Here is a 16,363-nt window from a genome sequence, read left to right as displayed (position 1 = left end):
AATCATGACTGAAAATAAAAAAATTAATATAGGAGCAAGTGAGTCAATGATTCTTGACAGTCACGATAAATTCTGGATGGTCATATCTGGCGAGGTAGATATTTTTTATGTAAATATAGATGCAAACGGAAACTATAAAAGTAGACTCACCTATCTCTACAGAGCAAAAAAGGGAGAACTCTTATTTAGTTTATTAGTGAAGCCTCTAAAAGAAGGAATACGACTCTTAGCAATGGGCTCAGAGGCAAAATTATTAGAGCTTGATAAAAATAAATTAATAGGAGTAGATCATACGTTTTTAAAGTTTCATATAGAAAAGTGGATTTCAAATGTAACAGAAAGACTTCATCGTGCAAATATTCCTAGAGTATATACGCAATTGGAAAACAAGTCTGAGATCGTATTATCTAAAGATGAAATAGGTTATCCGTATAAAGGTATTGTTTGGTGTAAACTTACGAATGGTAGTGCCTCTATATACGGAGGTTCTTCTGAGCAACATGCGCATTCAAGTCCTGATTTTCATACTGTTGTGAGTAATTCACTTTGGGTGAAAGCATTAGAAAAAGAAACTGCCTTTGATATAGTAAGTACTAGAGAAATGCTTAAAGATGAGATTTACTTTATGCTTTCCTTAAAAAATCTTCAAACACATTTTTATAAAAAGATTATTGAAGATGAGGTAACTTCAAGAGAACAAGAAAAGCAACGTATTGTTTCTAAAATTGCAACTGATGGACAAAAACTAAATAAAACATTACGCGATTTAGGAGGAATTATCCCATCAGATACAGCGAGCTCTAAATCAACTTCAACTCAAGGTTCATCTTTTAATACAGATAGTGATTTGTTTGCTGCATGTCAGGCAATAGGAGATAAAGTAGGTTTCGATTTTAAGACTCCAAAATATATGGATTCTTATAAAGATAGTCTAACAAATCAGCTTTTTGCAATAGGACAGGCTTCCAATGTACGTATTCGTAAGATTATACTAAGAGGCACCTGGTGGAAAGATGAAAATGGACATATCCTAGCATTTACAAAGGAAGGAAACCACTCGGTCGCTTTGATTCAAAAAACAGCGCAAAGTTACAGCTATAAAAACCCTGAGACAGGAGTTGAAGAAACGGTTACAAATACAGTTGCAGAGTCATTGGAGCCAGTAGCATATATGTTTTTCTTTGCGTTTGATAAAAAAATGGATGCGGTAAAGAAAATATGGGAATTTGCAATTCAGGGGGTTAAAAAAGATGCAAAATTCTTAATTCTTGCCGCATTATCTGGAAGTCTCATAGGATTACTGGTTCCTATCCTTTCAGGGGTTATGTTTGATGATGTTATTCCTACAGCAGATAGAGGAATGCTTATAGAAGTTTTTGCCATTATGCTTATGATAGGTATTGTTTCTGCTTTATTACAATTAGTACAAGGAGTACTTCAGTTACGGGTGGAAACTAAATCAAACCTTAATCTACAAGGAGGAGTCATGGATCATTTGTTGAGATTACCAGTTTCTTTCTACAAGAAATACTCTTCAGGAGATCTTACCAATAGAGCGCTTAGTATTAATACGATTAGACAAATTCTTTCTAATACGGTACTAACAGCAGTGCTTAGCGGAACATTTTCTATTGTGAATTTAGGATTGCTCTTTTATTATGATACAGGTCTTGCCTGGATTGGAGTAGGTCTGGCTGTTATTGCGGTTATATTTATTGCAAGTATTGGGTGGCTTAAATTACAACAGGACCGGGATATTTCTAACGAGCATGGTGCTATTCAAGGGTTTTTATTTGAGTTTCTCTCTGGAATCACTAAAATTCGTATCACAGGAGCAGAAAAACGAATATTTACATTATGGGCAACCAAGTTTTCTAGATTGAAAAAACTTGGATTTAAATCTGGAAGTTATCAAAACTATATTGAAGTTTTTAACGCTTCTTATCCTTTGATGACGAAAGTCTTTTTCTTCTCTTTTATTTATTACGTCTATACGACAGCTACAACTGCAAGTGTAGGTCTTATTTCTGTAGGGGCATTTATGGCTTTTATGAGTGCTTTTAGTCAGTTTTTAGGGGATGCACTGCGTATGAGTATGTCATTAATTTCTTCATTAAATATTATCACACTTTATGAACGTGTACAGCCTATTTTAGAAGAAACACCAGAGTCTAGTGATGATAGTGTAGATCCAGGAGAATTAGCAGGAGGTATTGAGCTTAATTCAGTTTCCTTTAGATATAATGAAGAGCAACCACTTGTTTTAAATGATGTGTCTCTAAAGATTAATCCAGGAGAAATGGTCGCTTTTATTGGACCTTCTGGCTCTGGAAAATCTACAGTTATGAGAGTTTTATTAGGATTTGAAGAACCAGAAGCTGGATCTGTGTATTATGACGGTAATGCCTTTGACTCTATGAATAAAGATTTAGTACGACGTCAAATTGGAGTAGTACTTCAAAATGGTGCCCTAATGGCTGGAAGTATTTATAAAAATATTGTTGGTAACTCAGAACTTAGTTTAGATGATGCATGGGAAGCTGCTAGAATGGCGGGGATGGAAGAGGACATAAAAAATATGCCTATGGAAATGCATACCATGGTGAGTGAAAGCGGAAGCACATTTTCAGGAGGACAAAGACAGCGATTAATGATTGCAAGAGCTATTGCTCACAAACCACGTCTATTATATATGGATGAAGCGACAAGCGCCTTAGATAATCATACACAAAATATCGTTTCAGAAAGCTTAGATAATTTACAAGCGACTAGAATTGTCATTGCACATCGTTTAAGTACCATCAGAAATGCAGACAGAATTTATGTGATGGATAAAGGGACGATCGTAGAGTCAGGAACCTATGATGAACTTATTGAAAATGACGGCCTGTTCTCAACACTTGCCAAAAGGCAAATAGCTTAATTAAAACACCTAGATGGAAGATCACATAACAACAAATGTAGTACGTGAACTCACAGATGATCTATATGTGCAAGATGAGATTTTAGCGTATGCGAAAAATAAATTTGTTTGTAATGATATAGGCAGTAGCGCTGATTTTAAAAGGGAACTTGACGATGAGTATTTTGTAAAATCATGGTATGGATATCTAGAAGAAACGAAAGCTATAGGTGTTTTTGAAACATTAAAAAAACACTTAGTACAGTTACGCTTTCCTATTTCTGAAAATATAAGTAAGAATGATTCCTATAGAGCTGCTACGTTACGAGGAAAAGATACTTCTCATATACCTGAAGCAAAAGGATTGATGTTAAGGAACCCTGAAGGACTAGTGCTTCAAATATATCCAAGTATAGGGGGTAATATTCCTGTGTTAATTGTTGATGATAGTGAGGATTTTAAGTCATTGATACAAGCTTTTTGTTACAGAAATGAGCCTGTTAAAATTCCAGAATCGATGGGAGCGGTTATGATTAACGGACTTAATAATTGGAGTAAAATAGAGGTGTTAAAGAATGAGTTTTTAGCATCCAATTCGTCATCTGATTGGCCTAGTTATTTTAAAAATCAACTAATCCCAAACAAATCATTGTATCAGGACAAAATGATTGTTCTTGCTAAAAAACCATATAGTAATGTATCTGCTGAGGTCATTGGGATGAATCAAAAAGATTGGATCCAGCATTCATTAACCATTAGACTTGAACACGAATGCGCACATTACTTTACACTTCGTCATTATGGTACAATGGCAAATAATATGCACGACGAATTGATTGCTGATTATGCGGGTATATGTGCCAGTTACGGGCGTTATAATGCAGAATGGTTTTTAAAGTTTATTGGACTTGAAGCCTATCCAAATTATCGTAAAGGAGCTCGTTTAGAAAATTACTTAGGTTCTCCTAAACTTTCTGAGAGAGCATTTGAAGTTTTAAAAACAATCATTTACAAGGCTGTACGTAACATCCATACATTTGATAGTAAAATCTATCATCAAACAGATCATCTTCATAGAAGAGTTGCTTTAAAGACGCTTTGTTCTTTCTCTATAGTAGAAATGGCTCAAGATGATGGAGCAGATAAATTATATCTAAAATTTAATACACTTAAAAATACCAAGAATTTTCTTGACATAGCTTAATTAAAAATTTTGAAAATTATGAAAAAGCAAAAAACAGTCTTAGATCTTAAAAAGATGAAAATATCAAAAATTCAACCAGAGAATTTATCAAAAATTAATGGAGGAAATCAAGAATTTACTTCAGTTCTCACGGGGCCATTAGAAGATTTCCTTACCTATTTCTTTTGCGAATAAGATAAAGGTTATTTCCTATTTTTTAAATAAAGAGCCATTGTAAATCACTACAATGGCTCTTTATCTTTTTCTAGTTTAGATGCGATTTAAGATGAAGCGTGTAACCCTATGCAAAGTTTTCTGTATACGCTTTCGCGAAAGCGTTAAAACCGTATGACCCCAACAGTATCTGTCATCATTTCTGTAAACCACAAATTACCATCATCATCCATTTTGATACGATGCATCATAGTGCCTGTATTAGGTACGATATGAATACTAAATGGTACTTCTGAGATAGAATCGCTAGGTGTATTTCTAATAGATGCATCAAATTTAATAAGGTAATCACGTCCTTCAGGAGTAGGATTATTATGATCTACATATACCTGCACCCACAAATTATGATCGCGATCAAAGGAAAGTGATGCAAGGATATCATTCTTTTGAAGCGCTGGAACAGGATATTCTGTGATGGTTCCGTCCATCTCAATCTTTCCAATTTTCACACCTGTTTCTTCGGTAAACCACATACACGGTTCAGAAGGATCAGGAATGATCCCGATAGGACGACTGCTGGAGGTAGGTATCGTATGTTCTTTAACGGTCTTACCATTGGTTACTTGTAAGATGGCACTACTAAACAACTCTGTTCCCCACATGGTATTATCAGGTCCTGCCGATAAAAAAATAGGTAAGGAAGAAAGATTATCTAATTGAAAATGCTCTACGGCTTCTGTCTCAATGTTAAACTTGCCAACAGTACTCGTACGCTTTCCCGTAAACCAAATATGAGTACCCTCTGAATCTAATCCTATACCATGTGGCGCTACATTAATAGGTGTTTTTGCATCTTTCGCATAGAGTTGTACATCTATTTCTCTTACAATAGTACCGTTTGTGTCTAATTGTGCAACAGTTCCTTTAAATTCTAGAGACACCCAAAGATTTCCTTTGGTATCTAATAATAATCCATGCGGCCCACTTTTTTCTGGCATCTTATAATAGTCTAAAATGGTGCCTTCATAATCTAATTTGGCCACCATATCCATATTCTGTCCTGTGACATAAATGAAGTCTTTGTCAATGACCAATTCGTGTGTAGAGCATTTTTTATCACTAGGCCAACAGAGCGGATATTCTGTAACATTTCCAAGTATTTTTATAGTAGTATTTGTAGTGTGATCGTGATTCATAGTTGTTCTTCAGGTGGTTATCGTGATTCTTTAAAAATAAGCATTAAAGTATCTTATTTCCAAGTGTATTCTTTTTTATACGCTTTCGCGAAAGCGTATATATGAGATTCATAACTCTCAGAGAGGGAGTCGTTAAAATATATATCTGATTTTAGGAAGCTGTAATGTAGTAGTGCAAGAAATATGACAAACGATCCAGATGTTGCATTGGAGATCGATGCTGTTTGTTTTATGGGAGCGTAAGTTTATTATTTTGAAATGCACCAGTCACAGATGATCGCTAGCTAGCGATTTTTTTGGTGTCTTTTCGTGGATAACGTTTTATAACTCATCTTTTTTGAAGTGCCTAAGTATTTAAATGTCAGTTAGATTTGTATTGTTAATGAATAATTGCAAGAAATTATTAAGATAATATGAAAAAAATAATAGACCTATTTGTTGAGTCTTTTAGTTCTAAACTAAGAAATCCAATCATTGTAACATACATTATTTACTGGGTAATATATAATTGGAAATCCATATCTTATTTTATATTATCTGATGATGATATAGAAGATAAGATTCTTATAATTGAAACATCGTATCCTTTTGCTATATGGCAGCCTTTACTCTTTGCTGTCTTATTTATTATTCTAATTAATTTTATAATGTATGTTGTAGAAAAAACTCAGTCTTTTCCTAAATTATGGAGAGAACAAAGTAAAGCTAATGAAGAATCAAAGAAGTTAGATATCAAGGAAAAAATAGCTCTTAAAAGAGTAAATGTGGATTTAATAAATAGAAATCCTGATCAATATATTGACTTAGTTAAAACGAATAAAGAATTAATAGATGAAGTAAGTTTATTAAAATCAAAAGAAGAGAAGATTATCAATCTTCATAATACGTATAAAGATTTATTAAAATTTAATGATTATACAATTCCTTATTTTATAAGTGATGAAGAGCGTTTTAGTTTTAAAAAACAATTTCTAAACTTTTAAGAGTCATACCTTTATTATCCTTTTACTAGGATATTAGACCAGCTAAGAAAAGAAAAAACTAATATAGTTCCTCAGACAATTCTTTTAGCAAACAAAGGGACTGAATTAATGAGTGAGAATATTTTGGTTGGTAAATATTTTGATGATACTGATCATGGTCCTCTTGAAATAATATACTCCCAATTTGACTATGAAAATGATGATCATTATTCAGAAGTACATCTAGGAATAAAAGGGGCATATTTTAATCAGTTGATTAATTTAGATAGTTTAAAAGAATCATAATAGCTTGAGTATTTCCTCTAGATTATAATTGTAAAATACTACTCACTTAGACATTTTACAAAATTACAAAGTTTGTAATACCGAAAACTGTTGTAATACGGTAATCAAATAAAAATCAATAAGTTAAAGCGTAATATTACAACTATTACAAAAAACAGTAAATTGAAACTATTAAAACGATTATAATTAAAATTCAAAATCTATTTGTGCAATAGTATCGTCTCTTGAGTTATTTCTAGGGGTATACGTCTCTGTTATTTTAATATCATGATATCTGGCTTGGTCCCGTATTTTGATAAGCGGGACATTCATAAAAAACAGTTCCCATTTTGTAACTGGTACTCTACTAGCATTGATCTGTAACAGGTAACGTCAAGAGCAAGTAAAAAGACAATAAAAAACCCTAATCTAACATATAGATTAGGGTTTTAGTTACAAAAATAGAATTTGATCTTTTTCTTTATTAGAGACTTTTAAGTCTTTTCTTTATTTTTCTTACAACAGTATCTCTGTTCTTAGCTAATTTGAAATGCTTAGGGATATGATAAAAAGAGGAGCCATAATTGCTCGATTGTTCTCTGTTTTTAGATACGATGTATTCAAGTATTGCTTCCGCATGGCCTTTAGACCAAGCCCATAACATTTCGCCTTTAATATCAAATTTCCAATAGGCATCTTTTGGCCATAATACATGGCTTTCATTGGTGTATCCACAATGTATACAATTGAGTTTGGCAAGGAATTCTCCTTCTTTCTCAGAGATTTTTCCAGACTTGTATTTCTGTTTAATTCCGTTATAGTTTCCACTAATACAAGTTTCAGAGCAGTTGCTCTCCTTCTCACAGTTTGGACATATTACTGAGAAAGTGTCAGGAAAACGAAACCATTCATAAATATAAGTCATTTATTAGCTATCGTTTTTCTTGATTCTTTTAACCCTTTATTACAATTCTCACATATAGCATCAGTATAACAAATTAAAAATGAACTTGGTTTAACACCATATTTAATAAAAAACTTATCAGAAAGTCCTGGAAATCTGTTTTTTAGACATTCTTTTTCTTTTGTAGTTAATAAATCAGAATAACTAAGTCTAACAATAGCTTGACCATCTTTGGTCTGAGAAATACCTATTTCATTTAGCTTTTCCTTTAAAAAAGTATTGTCTTCAAATATTTTTAAATATTCTTCTTGACTCATTTCTTTACATACAGCTGTTACTTCACTCATCTTTATTTACCAATTTTGTTTAACATAATGATCTGCATTGTTGTTCATAAAGAAATACAGGACATATATTCTAATTACGGTTACTTTACAAATCTAATAGATTTATTGATATATAGTTATTTACAGAAATCATTCAACTAGCGTTCATCTATGAGGAGTAACGTCAAGAGCAAGTAAAAAGACAATAAAAAACCCTAATCTATCTACTAGATCAGGGTTTTAGTACCGAAAGTGGGAATCGAACCCACACTCCAAAGGAACGCGAGTTTGAGTCGCGCGCGTCTACCAATTCCGCCATTTCGGCTAAGTGGATGACAAAATTAAAGAATAAATTCGATCAAACAACATAAAACCCTTACTTTTCTAAGGCTAGACGTATTTTTATTCCTATTTTTGTACCTCCTTTTGAAAAAAGGAATAGTAATCAATCTGTTTAACCGTTACCAAAGATGGCAGCTACAGTACCACAACCTAAAATATTTGCTTGTCAAAAAAGTAAAGTTCTTGCCGAAGAAATCGCAAAAGCTTTCGGACAACCACTAGGAAATGTTATCACTTCTACCTATAGTGATGGAGAATTTCAACCTTCATTTGAAGAGTCTGTACGTGGATCAAGAGTATTTATCATAGGAAGTACCATGCCTAACAGTGACAACCTCATGGAAATGTTGTTAATGCTAGATGCTGCAAAGCGTGCATCGGCTAGACACATTACTGCAGTGATTCCTTATTTTGGATGGGCGCGTCAAGATCGTAAAGATAAACCTAGAGTTCCTATTGCCGCAAAGCTAAAAGCTAGCTTATTGGAAACAGCAGGAGCAACACGTATTATCACCATGGATTTACACGCAGATCAAATCCAAGGGTTTTTCGAAAAACCAGTAGATCATTTATTTGCTTCTACTATATTCTTACCATACTTACAAGACTTAGGATTGGATAATCTTACCATTGCTTCTCCAGATATGGGAGGTAGTAAAAGAGCCTATGCCTATAGTAAAGCGATGGAAAGTGACGTGGTTATTTGTTATAAGCAACGCGCTAAGGCCAATGTGATTTCTCATATGGAACTTATAGGTGATGTAGAAGGACAACATGTAGTGCTTGTAGATGATATGGTAGATACGGCAGGTACCCTTACAAAAGCAGCAGATTTGATGATGGAGAAAGGCGCATTAAGTGTACGTGCTATTTGTACACACGCTATTTTAAGCGGTAATGCCTATGAGAAATTAGAAAATAGTCAACTCAAAGAATTAATCGTAACAGATTCTATTCCTAGAGAGCACAGAAGCGATAAAGTAAAAGTATTGAGCTGTGCACCACTATTTGCAGATGTAATGCACCGTGTAAATAGCAACACGAGTATCGCATCTAAGTTTGTTATGTAATTAATTAATACTTAATATATTTTAAAATGAAGTCAATTTCGATCAAAGGATCTAAAAGAGAAAGCGTGGGCAAGAAAGCTACTAAGGCCTTACGTAATGCTGGACAGGTACCTTGCGTAATCTACGGAGGGGATCAACCAATGCATTTTAGCGCAGGAGAAATAGCGTTTAAAGGTTTGGTGTACACGCCAGATGCGCATACTGTAGAGATTGAGCTTGATGGAGCTACTTACCGTGCCATCCTTCAAGACATCCAATTTCACCCAGTAACAGATCGTATCATGCATATCGATTTCTATCAAATTTTTGATGACAAGGAAGTAACCATGATCATCCCAGTAAAATTTGTAGGAAGTTCAAAAGGGGTACTTAATGGAGGTGTTCTTCGTAAGAACAACCGTAAATTAAGAGTAAAAGCATTACCAGATAATCTTCCTGATTTTATCGAGGCAGATATCACAGAACTTAAGATTGGTAACAAATTATATGTAACTGCTCTTGAGAATGATGATTACACGTTCATGCATCCAGATAACACAGTAGTGTGTCAAGTAAGAACTTCTCGTAACGCTGTTGCAGATGACGACGATGATGACGATGAAGAAGAAACTGCAGATGCACCAGCAGAAGCTGCTGCAGAATAAGCAGAATATAGCTTAATGATATTTTAAAAGCGTCCTGATAAGGGGCGCTTTTTTTATGGTATCATAATAAGCGTATAGATTTTTAGTGCTCGTGATATTTGTCAAGGCGTGATGCATTTAGTACTTTTATGTTTTAAACGAACAGATCACTATGTTTTCTTTTTTGAATCGCATTTTTAAGAAAAAAGACACAGAACTCCCTGTTGAAGATCCTATGAAAAAATTTCTCATTGTCGGTTTGGGTAATATTGGACCCAAATACACAAATACACGACATAATATTGGTTTTAAAGTTTTGGACGCTTTCGCGAAAGCTAAAGAAGCCACCTTTGAAACAGAAAAACTAGGCGATATCGCCAAAACCAAAGTAAAAGGGAAAACAGTCGTTCTTCTCAAGCCTAGTACCTATATGAATTTAAGCGGAAAAGCAGTGCGATACTGGTTACAGCAAGAGAAAATCCCTTTAGAAAACCTATTAGTCATTACTGACGATCTAAATTTAGAATTTGGAACCATTAGAGTGAAAACCAAAGGAAGTGATGGCGGTCATAATGGATTAAAAGATATTCAGGCACAACTCAGCACAACAAAATACAATAGATTTCGGTTTGGAATAAGTGACCAATTCTCAAAAGGACGTCAGGTAGATTATGTCCTTGGAGAATGGACACCAGATGAGGAAGCAGCACTTCCAGAACGATTAGAAAAAAGTGGAGAAGTAATCACTTCTTTTATAGGAGCAGGTGTTTCTAATACTATGAATGCATATAACGGAAAGTAAGATTGAAAACACATTCAAACGCACATACATTTACCAGTAAAAAAGGTACTGTAGTTACTATAGGAACTTTTGATGGTGTTCATATAGGACATAAAAAAATAATAGCTAGACTTACAGAAAGTGCTCAGCGTAATGACTGGGAGTCTTTAGTGCTTACCTTCTTTCCACATCCTCGTATGGTCTTACAAAAAGATGCAGCTATTAAATTGATTAATACGATAGGTGAGCGAGGCGCATTACTTCATGATTTAGGATTAGACCATTTAGTCGTGCACCCTTTTACATTAGATTTTTCTAGAATGCATGCCGAAGAATTTGTAGAAGAGATTCTTGTAAACGCTCTAAATGCAAAGAAAGTAATTATAGGATATGACCATCGTTTTGGACGCAATCGTAATGCAGATATTGAAGATTTAAAACGCTATGGAGTGAAATTTGGTTTTGAAGTAGAAGAAATTTCAAAACAAGAACTAGAAGATGTTGCCATTAGTTCTACAAAAATTAGAAATGCATTAAAAGAAGGAGCTATTCAGAAAGCAAATGCATATTTAGGCTATCCTATTATGCTAGAAGGTATTGTTATACATGGAAAAAGCCTTGGAAAAAAAATAGGATATCCAACGGCAAACTTACACATAGAAGAAGACTATAAACTTATCCCTGCGCAAGGGGTATATGTAGTACGTTCTTTAATAGAAGGTACACCGGTCTATGGAATGATGAATATAGGAACGAATCCTACGGTAGGAGGGGTGGTACAAACCATAGAAACTTATTTCTTTGATTTTGATAGTGATCTATATGATAAACGACTGTCTATAGAGATTCTTTGTAAAATACGTAACGAGAAGCATTTTGAATCTGTAGACATACTTATAGAAGCAATGAAAGAAGATGAGGCTTTTTCGCGTACGTATATAGCTTCAATAAACGAATAAGAACCTATGAAAGTGAATCAATTTCTTTTTTCACGTATAGATAATAGCCCGCTCGTTGTTTTTAGAGTGTTTTTTGGCTTACTGATTATGCTAGAAGCTTGGGGGGCGATCGCTACAGGATGGGTACGACGTATTTTTGTAGATCCTGAATTTACATTTAATTTTATAGGGTTTGATTTTTTTCAAACGTTTCCTGGTACGGGACCACAAATGTATGTCTACTTTGTTGTGATGGGTATTTTTGGACTCATGGTGATGTTGGGCTACCGCTATAGGATTGCTATTATAGGATATGCTATCATGTGGAGTATTGTGTATCTCATGCAAAAATCTGCTTACAATAATCATTATTATTTATTGATGTTGTTATTGTGGATTATGGCATTATTCCCTGCACACACTTCCTTTTCTTTAGACGCTAAAAGAAATCCTGCCATACGAGATAATAGTATGCCTAGATGGGTACCGCTTTTAATCATTGCTCAATTATGGATTGTATATACCTATGCATCTATTGCAAAATTATATCCAGATTGGCTTGACGGAACAGCAACTCGCTTACTGATGTCAGGAAGAAGAGGCACTTGGCTTATTGGAGATATGCTACAATGGTCTTGGGTTCCTTGGGTAGTAGCATATGTAGGGATTCTTTTTGATGGTCTTATTATACCAGCATTACTCTGGAAAAAAACTCGAAAATGGGCTTTTGCAATTTCTATTTTCTTTCATTTATTCAATTCTGTCGTATTTCAAATAGGGATTTTTCCATATATGTCTTTGGCATTTACGTTATTTTTCTTTCCAACAGATGTGATACATCGCATATTCATTAAAAAATGGGAACCTTTTTATGAAAAAACACAAGAGATTAGAGTTCCAAAACTCAGAAACGTAGGACTGGTGGTTATTATCACATACCTAATCGTACAAATTGCATTGCCTTCTAGACATTGGTTGATAGAAGATAATGTACTTTGGTCTGAAGAAGGCCACAGATTAAGTTGGCGTATGATGTTACGCACAAAATCAGGAACAAGTCATTTTACGGTACTAGATAAAGCCACAAATAAAAGGGAAAATATTAATCTTAAAGAGTATTTATCTAAAAAGCAAATGCGAAATATCAGGACAAAACCTGATGTGATTTGGCAGTTTGCACAACGTCTTAAAAGAGAATATGCTGCTAAAGGTCAGGATATTTCTGTATTTGTCAATTGTCGTGTCCGAATAAATGGTCGGAAGTCGGCAAAATTTATAGATCCAAACATAGATATAGCTGCTACTAATTGGAATCCATGGGGTCATACAGAATGGTTAATAGATAGCAAAGATTATTTGGAGAAAGAATAGTGCTTCTTGTTTTACTATTTCCTTAAATTTGCCAACTTAAGTAAACTACCTCAGGGCAAGCCCATCAGGTATGTATATGAAACTAAATTTTAATTTCGAGGCAAGCCTCGGAGTAGTAAACCCTTTGGCGGAGCCAATAAAAAGACGATACGATCATGTTGGAAGTAGCTCAAATTAGAGAACACAAAGATGCTTTTGTAAAAGCACTTCAAAAAAGAAACATAGATGCAACTGCGCTATTAGATCAAGTACTAGTTGCAGATGAAACACGCCGTACATCACAATCTCAATTAGATCAAGTATTGGCAGATAGTAATAAGTTCTCCAAAGAGATTGGAATGCTCTTTAAAAATGGAGAAGCTCAAAAAGCAAATCTTCTTAAAGAAAAAACAGCTGGATTAAAAGAACAGTCTAAGGGATTACAAGAACAGTTAAATGAAGCGAGCGAGACGCTTAAAAAATTATTGTTTACCATTCCAAATATTCCTCATGAGAGTGTTCCAGAAGGAAATAGTGATGAAGATAATGAAGAAGTATTCCGAAAAGGAGACATTCCTACATTACATGACAATGCACAACCGCATTGGGAACTAGCAAAAAAATATGATATCATAGATTTTGAGTTAGGAACCAAAATTACAGGCGCTGGTTTTCCAGTATATAAAGGAAAAGGAGCACGTTTACAACGCGCATTAATCAGTTATTTTTTAGATAAAAATGCAGCGGCTGGATATACAGAATATCAAGTGCCTCATTTGGTAAATGAAGCGTCAGGTTATGGTACGGGACAATTGCCAGACAAAGAGGGGCAAATGTACCATGTGACTGGAGATGACTTATATCTTATCCCAACAGCTGAGGTGCCTGTGACCAATATGTTTAGAGGAGATATGATTGCTGCAAGTGATTTGCCTATTACCTGTACTGGATATACACCATGTTTTCGTCGTGAAGCAGGATCATATGGAGCACATGTACGTGGATTAAATAGATTACATCAGTTTGATAAAGTAGAAATTGTACGTGTAGAACACCCAGACAATTCTGCTGCAGCACTTGATGGAATGGTAGCTCATGTAAAAACAATCTTAGATGAGTTAGAGTTACCTTACCGCATCTTACGACTTTGTGGAGGAGATTTAGGATTTACAGCACACCTTACTTATGATTTTGAAGTCTTTTCTACAGCACAAGATCGTTGGTTAGAAATCAGTTCTGTATCTAATTTCCAAACCTTCCAAGCCAATCGTTTAAAGTTACGTATCAAGGATAAAGACGGTAAGAAAATGTTGGCACATACCCTTAACGGAAGTGCATTGGCTTTACCGCGTGTACTTGCTGGAATACTTGAAAACTGCCAAACACCTGAGGGAATTAAAATACCAAAAGCATTAGTCCCATACTGTGGATTTGAGCTTATAGATTAAGAAATTATACAAATTAATGTTAAAAGTCCCTTCTCCCGCTGGGGGAAGGGATTTCGAGTTAAGGGCTTTTGTGTATATTTAGCATATGAAGAAGAGAATCATTTTGATGTTGCTATTGGTTTTTGGGGTATTCGCTTTCGCGAAAGCGCAAACAGAACAACTCGCACGTAATTATTTTGATCAAGGGCAGTTTGAAAAAGCACGTATTTCCTATCAAAAAACATTAAAAAAACAACCCAATAATAACACTGTTCTTTTAGGGCTTATTAAGACATACCAGCAACTAGAAGACTATGCTGCTGTTGAAGCACTTATAGAAAAACAAGTTGATAAATCTCGATATAAAGGACTCTTACAAGTTGAGTTAGGGTACAACCATCAGTTGCAAGGACAAGACTCTATAGCAAAATTGAAGTATGATGCTGCCATACAATTGGTGAGAGATCGTATGACAAGTGCATATCGTGTGGGGAAAACATTACAAGACCATAACCTTCTGGAAGAAGCCGTAAAAGCATATGAAGCAGGTATGGAAGCCAATCCCAATAGTAATTTTAATAGACAATTGGCACGTATTTATGGAGAGTTGGGGCAGTTAGATAAAATGTTTGAAAGCTATCTAAATCTAGCAAATGAAAATCAAGCATATGTGGCTTCAGCGCAACGGAATTTTGCCATGTTTATCACAGAAGATCCTACCAATGAAGCAAATATTATCTTTAGAAAAACACTGCTTAAACGTCTTCAGTCAGAACAAAATGTTATTTATAACGAATTACTAAGTTGGTTGTTTATTCAACAGAAACAATATAAAAAGGCATTTGTACAAGAAAAAGCTATTTTTAAACGTACTGATGGAAACATTACAGGAGTGATTGACCTAGCAGGAATTACTATAGAGGCAAATGCACTGGAGGAAGCACAAGATATCCTTGAGTATATAAAAGAAGTTGCGGTAGATGATGAGACAAAATTAGACGCAGAGCAACAACTCTTAAAAATCGAAATCAAAAAAGCAACAACTACGGTAGCACAAGAAAATATACGTGGCCGTTATGAAGCACTTCTAGAGCAATACGGAATAAATAGTTATACCGTGCCTATCCAAATAGATTATGCACATTTCTTAGCTTTTGATATGAAAACTCCTGGAGAAGGTGCTACATTTTTAAAACAAAGCATAAAAAAACAACTCAATCGTTTTGACGAGGCAAGACTTAAAATGGAACTTGCCGATATTTTGGTTCTACAAGAAAAATTTAATCAAGCATTAATCTATTATTCGCAAATTCAGAATAAAATAAAAAACAGTGTGATCTCTCAGGAAGCACGTTTTAAAGTGGCAAGAACAAGTTATTATAAGACAGACTTTGAGTGGGCAGAAACACAACTTGATGTATTAAAATCTAGTGCAACGCAACTCATTGCTAATGATGCCTTAGAGCTCTTATTAGTGATACGTGATAACTCTCAAGAAGATACTTTGCAAACAGCATTAAAAAAGTATGCAAGAGCTGATTTGTTAGGCTATCAAAATAAACCAGAACTTGCCATAAAGAAGTATGATGAGATTTTAGAACAGCATAAAGGTGAGAGTATAGAAGATGAAGCATTACTTTCTCAGGCTACGCTGTATGAGCAGAAGTCCGCTTTCGCGAAAGCGGAAAAAAATTATATCACCATTATTGAGTTTTATAAAGATGGTGTTATCGCAGACGATGCGTATTATAGATTGGCAAAACTCTATGAAGGACCATTACAACAACCTGAAAAAGCCAAGAATAATTACGAAAGAATCATCTTTGATTTTGCAGATAGTATTTATTACGTAGAAGCTCAAAAACGATTTAGAGCATTGCGTGGTGATGCAATTAATTAA

General features: G+C 34.5%; 16 protein-coding genes and 1 tRNA gene. 12 read left to right on the top strand and 5 right to left on the bottom strand.

Annotated elements, in window-relative coordinates:
- The first annotated feature begins 4 nt into the window (after positions 1-4).
- Genes Q1A01_RS01415 through Q1A01_RS01405 form a run of 3 tightly spaced genes read left to right on the top strand, consistent with a single transcriptional unit; the run spans position 5 to position 4,280 of the window.
- The gene (locus tag Q1A01_RS01415; RefSeq protein WP_299674834.1) at positions 5-2,923 is read left to right on the top strand and encodes an NHLP bacteriocin export ABC transporter permease/ATPase subunit; all 2,919 of its coding nucleotides are present in this window, start codon (positions 5-7) and stop codon (positions 2,921-2,923) included.
- A gap of 13 nt (positions 2,924-2,936) precedes the next feature.
- Positions 2,937-4,106 carry a hypothetical protein gene (locus Q1A01_RS01410; RefSeq protein WP_299674832.1) on the top strand — a complete coding sequence of 390 codons (1,170 nt, stop codon included), beginning with the start codon at positions 2,937-2,939 and terminating at the stop codon, positions 4,104-4,106.
- Between the two features lie 18 nt (positions 4,107-4,124).
- On the top strand, positions 4,125-4,280 hold the full coding sequence (locus Q1A01_RS01405; RefSeq protein WP_299674829.1) for a hypothetical protein: 156 nt from the start codon (positions 4,125-4,127) through the stop codon (positions 4,278-4,280).
- Between the two features lie 143 nt (positions 4,281-4,423).
- Here Q1A01_RS01405 and Q1A01_RS01400 read toward each other — a convergent pair whose 3' ends face one another.
- On the bottom strand, positions 4,424-5,455 hold the full coding sequence (locus tag Q1A01_RS01400) for a hypothetical protein (protein WP_299674826.1): 1,032 nt from the start codon (positions 5,453-5,455) through the stop codon (positions 4,424-4,426).
- 413 nt (positions 5,456-5,868) lie between these two features.
- Here Q1A01_RS01400 and Q1A01_RS01395 point away from each other — a divergent pair, with 413 nt between their 5' ends.
- Together Q1A01_RS01395 and Q1A01_RS01390 are read left to right on the top strand one after the other, a co-directional pair.
- A complete protein-coding gene (locus Q1A01_RS01395) occupies positions 5,869-6,438 on the top strand; it encodes a hypothetical protein (protein WP_299674823.1) in 570 nt (189 codons plus the stop codon).
- A gap of 108 nt (positions 6,439-6,546) precedes the next feature.
- Positions 6,547-6,723, top strand: coding sequence for a hypothetical protein (locus Q1A01_RS01390; RefSeq protein ID WP_299674820.1), 177 nt, complete (start codon positions 6,547-6,549; stop codon positions 6,721-6,723).
- Between the two features lie 186 nt (positions 6,724-6,909).
- Here Q1A01_RS01390 and Q1A01_RS01385 read toward each other — a convergent pair whose 3' ends face one another.
- From Q1A01_RS01385 to Q1A01_RS01370, 4 genes are all read right to left on the bottom strand, one after another.
- Positions 6,910-7,035: a hypothetical protein gene (locus Q1A01_RS01385; protein ID WP_299674817.1), complete on the bottom strand. Its 126-nt coding sequence runs from the start codon at positions 7,033-7,035 to the stop codon at positions 6,910-6,912.
- Positions 7,036-7,186: 151 nt separating this feature from the next.
- Entirely contained in the window at positions 7,187-7,627 is a 441-nt protein-coding gene (locus Q1A01_RS01380; RefSeq protein ID WP_299674814.1) for a hypothetical protein, read from the bottom strand.
- Positions 7,624-7,953 (bottom strand): hypothetical protein, encoded by a 330-nt coding sequence (locus tag Q1A01_RS01375; RefSeq protein ID WP_299674811.1) that lies wholly within the window; start codon positions 7,951-7,953, stop codon positions 7,624-7,626. Before Q1A01_RS01375 ends, Q1A01_RS01380 begins: the two co-directional genes overlap by 4 nt.
- Before the next feature lie 223 nt (positions 7,954-8,176).
- A tRNA-Leu gene (locus Q1A01_RS01370) sits at positions 8,177-8,257 on the bottom strand.
- Between the two features lie 145 nt (positions 8,258-8,402).
- On the opposite strand from Q1A01_RS01370, the gene Q1A01_RS01365 reads away from it, so the two are divergent.
- From Q1A01_RS01365 to Q1A01_RS01335, 7 genes are all read left to right on the top strand, one after another.
- Positions 8,403-9,344 carry a ribose-phosphate pyrophosphokinase gene (locus tag Q1A01_RS01365; RefSeq protein WP_299674808.1) on the top strand — a complete coding sequence of 314 codons (942 nt, stop codon included), beginning with the start codon at positions 8,403-8,405 and terminating at the stop codon, positions 9,342-9,344.
- A gap of 26 nt (positions 9,345-9,370) precedes the next feature.
- Complete coding sequence (locus tag Q1A01_RS01360; RefSeq protein WP_299674805.1) at positions 9,371-9,988, top strand: 50S ribosomal protein L25/general stress protein Ctc; 618 nt, start codon at positions 9,371-9,373, stop codon at positions 9,986-9,988.
- A 151-nt stretch (positions 9,989-10,139) separates the two neighbouring features.
- Positions 10,140-10,769 (top strand): aminoacyl-tRNA hydrolase, encoded by a 630-nt coding sequence (pth, locus tag Q1A01_RS01355; RefSeq protein ID WP_299674802.1) that lies wholly within the window; start codon positions 10,140-10,142, stop codon positions 10,767-10,769.
- 2 nt (positions 10,770-10,771) lie between these two features.
- The gene (locus Q1A01_RS01350) at positions 10,772-11,707 is read left to right on the top strand and encodes a bifunctional riboflavin kinase/FAD synthetase (protein ID WP_299674799.1); all 936 of its coding nucleotides are present in this window, start codon (positions 10,772-10,774) and stop codon (positions 11,705-11,707) included.
- 6 nt (positions 11,708-11,713) lie between these two features.
- Positions 11,714-13,057, top strand: coding sequence for an HTTM domain-containing protein (locus Q1A01_RS01345; RefSeq protein WP_299674797.1), 1,344 nt, complete (start codon positions 11,714-11,716; stop codon positions 13,055-13,057).
- A 155-nt stretch (positions 13,058-13,212) separates the two neighbouring features.
- Complete coding sequence (gene serS, locus Q1A01_RS01340) at positions 13,213-14,484, top strand: serine--tRNA ligase (protein ID WP_299674795.1); 1,272 nt, start codon at positions 13,213-13,215, stop codon at positions 14,482-14,484.
- Positions 14,485-14,569: 85 nt separating this feature from the next.
- A complete protein-coding gene (locus Q1A01_RS01335; RefSeq protein ID WP_299674792.1) occupies positions 14,570-16,363 on the top strand; it encodes a tetratricopeptide repeat protein in 1,794 nt (597 codons plus the stop codon).

The sequence above is a fragment of the uncultured Dokdonia sp. genome, assembly GCF_947492815.1.
Lineage (GTDB): Bacteria > Bacteroidota > Bacteroidia > Flavobacteriales > Flavobacteriaceae > Dokdonia.
Note: the sequence above shows the minus strand (reverse complement) of the source record. Positions and strands in the feature narration are given on the sequence as shown.

What these genes read in the sequence shown, in the direction of transcription:
- Q1A01_RS01415 (WP_299674834.1), top strand. Translation starts at nt 5, where the DNA reads ATGACTGAAAATAAAAAAATTAATATAGGAGCAAGTGAGTCAATGATT.
- Q1A01_RS01410 (WP_299674832.1), top strand. Translation starts at nt 2,937, where the DNA reads ATGGAAGATCACATAACAACAAATGTAGTACGTGAACTCACAGATGAT.
- Q1A01_RS01405 (WP_299674829.1), top strand. Translation starts at nt 4,125, where the DNA reads ATGAAAAAGCAAAAAACAGTCTTAGATCTTAAAAAGATGAAAATATCA.
- Q1A01_RS01400 (WP_299674826.1), bottom strand. Translation starts at nt 5,455, where the DNA reads ATGAATCACGATCACACTACAAATACTACTATAAAAATACTTGGAAAT.
- Q1A01_RS01395 (WP_299674823.1), top strand. Translation starts at nt 5,869, where the DNA reads ATGAAAAAAATAATAGACCTATTTGTTGAGTCTTTTAGTTCTAAACTA.
- Q1A01_RS01390 (WP_299674820.1), top strand. Translation starts at nt 6,547, where the DNA reads ATGAGTGAGAATATTTTGGTTGGTAAATATTTTGATGATACTGATCAT.
- Q1A01_RS01385 (WP_299674817.1), bottom strand. Translation starts at nt 7,035, where the DNA reads ATGAATGTCCCGCTTATCAAAATACGGGACCAAGCCAGATATCATGAT.
- Q1A01_RS01380 (WP_299674814.1), bottom strand. Translation starts at nt 7,627, where the DNA reads ATGACTTATATTTATGAATGGTTTCGTTTTCCTGACACTTTCTCAGTA.
- Q1A01_RS01375 (WP_299674811.1), bottom strand. Translation starts at nt 7,953, where the DNA reads ATGAGTGAAGTAACAGCTGTATGTAAAGAAATGAGTCAAGAAGAATAT.
- Q1A01_RS01365 (WP_299674808.1), top strand. Translation starts at nt 8,403, where the DNA reads ATGGCAGCTACAGTACCACAACCTAAAATATTTGCTTGTCAAAAAAGT.
- Q1A01_RS01360 (WP_299674805.1), top strand. Translation starts at nt 9,371, where the DNA reads ATGAAGTCAATTTCGATCAAAGGATCTAAAAGAGAAAGCGTGGGCAAG.
- pth (WP_299674802.1), top strand. Translation starts at nt 10,140, where the DNA reads ATGTTTTCTTTTTTGAATCGCATTTTTAAGAAAAAAGACACAGAACTC.
- Q1A01_RS01345 (WP_299674797.1), top strand. Translation starts at nt 11,714, where the DNA reads ATGAAAGTGAATCAATTTCTTTTTTCACGTATAGATAATAGCCCGCTC.
- serS (WP_299674795.1), top strand. Translation starts at nt 13,213, where the DNA reads ATGTTGGAAGTAGCTCAAATTAGAGAACACAAAGATGCTTTTGTAAAA.
- Q1A01_RS01335 (WP_299674792.1), top strand. Translation starts at nt 14,570, where the DNA reads ATGAAGAAGAGAATCATTTTGATGTTGCTATTGGTTTTTGGGGTATTC.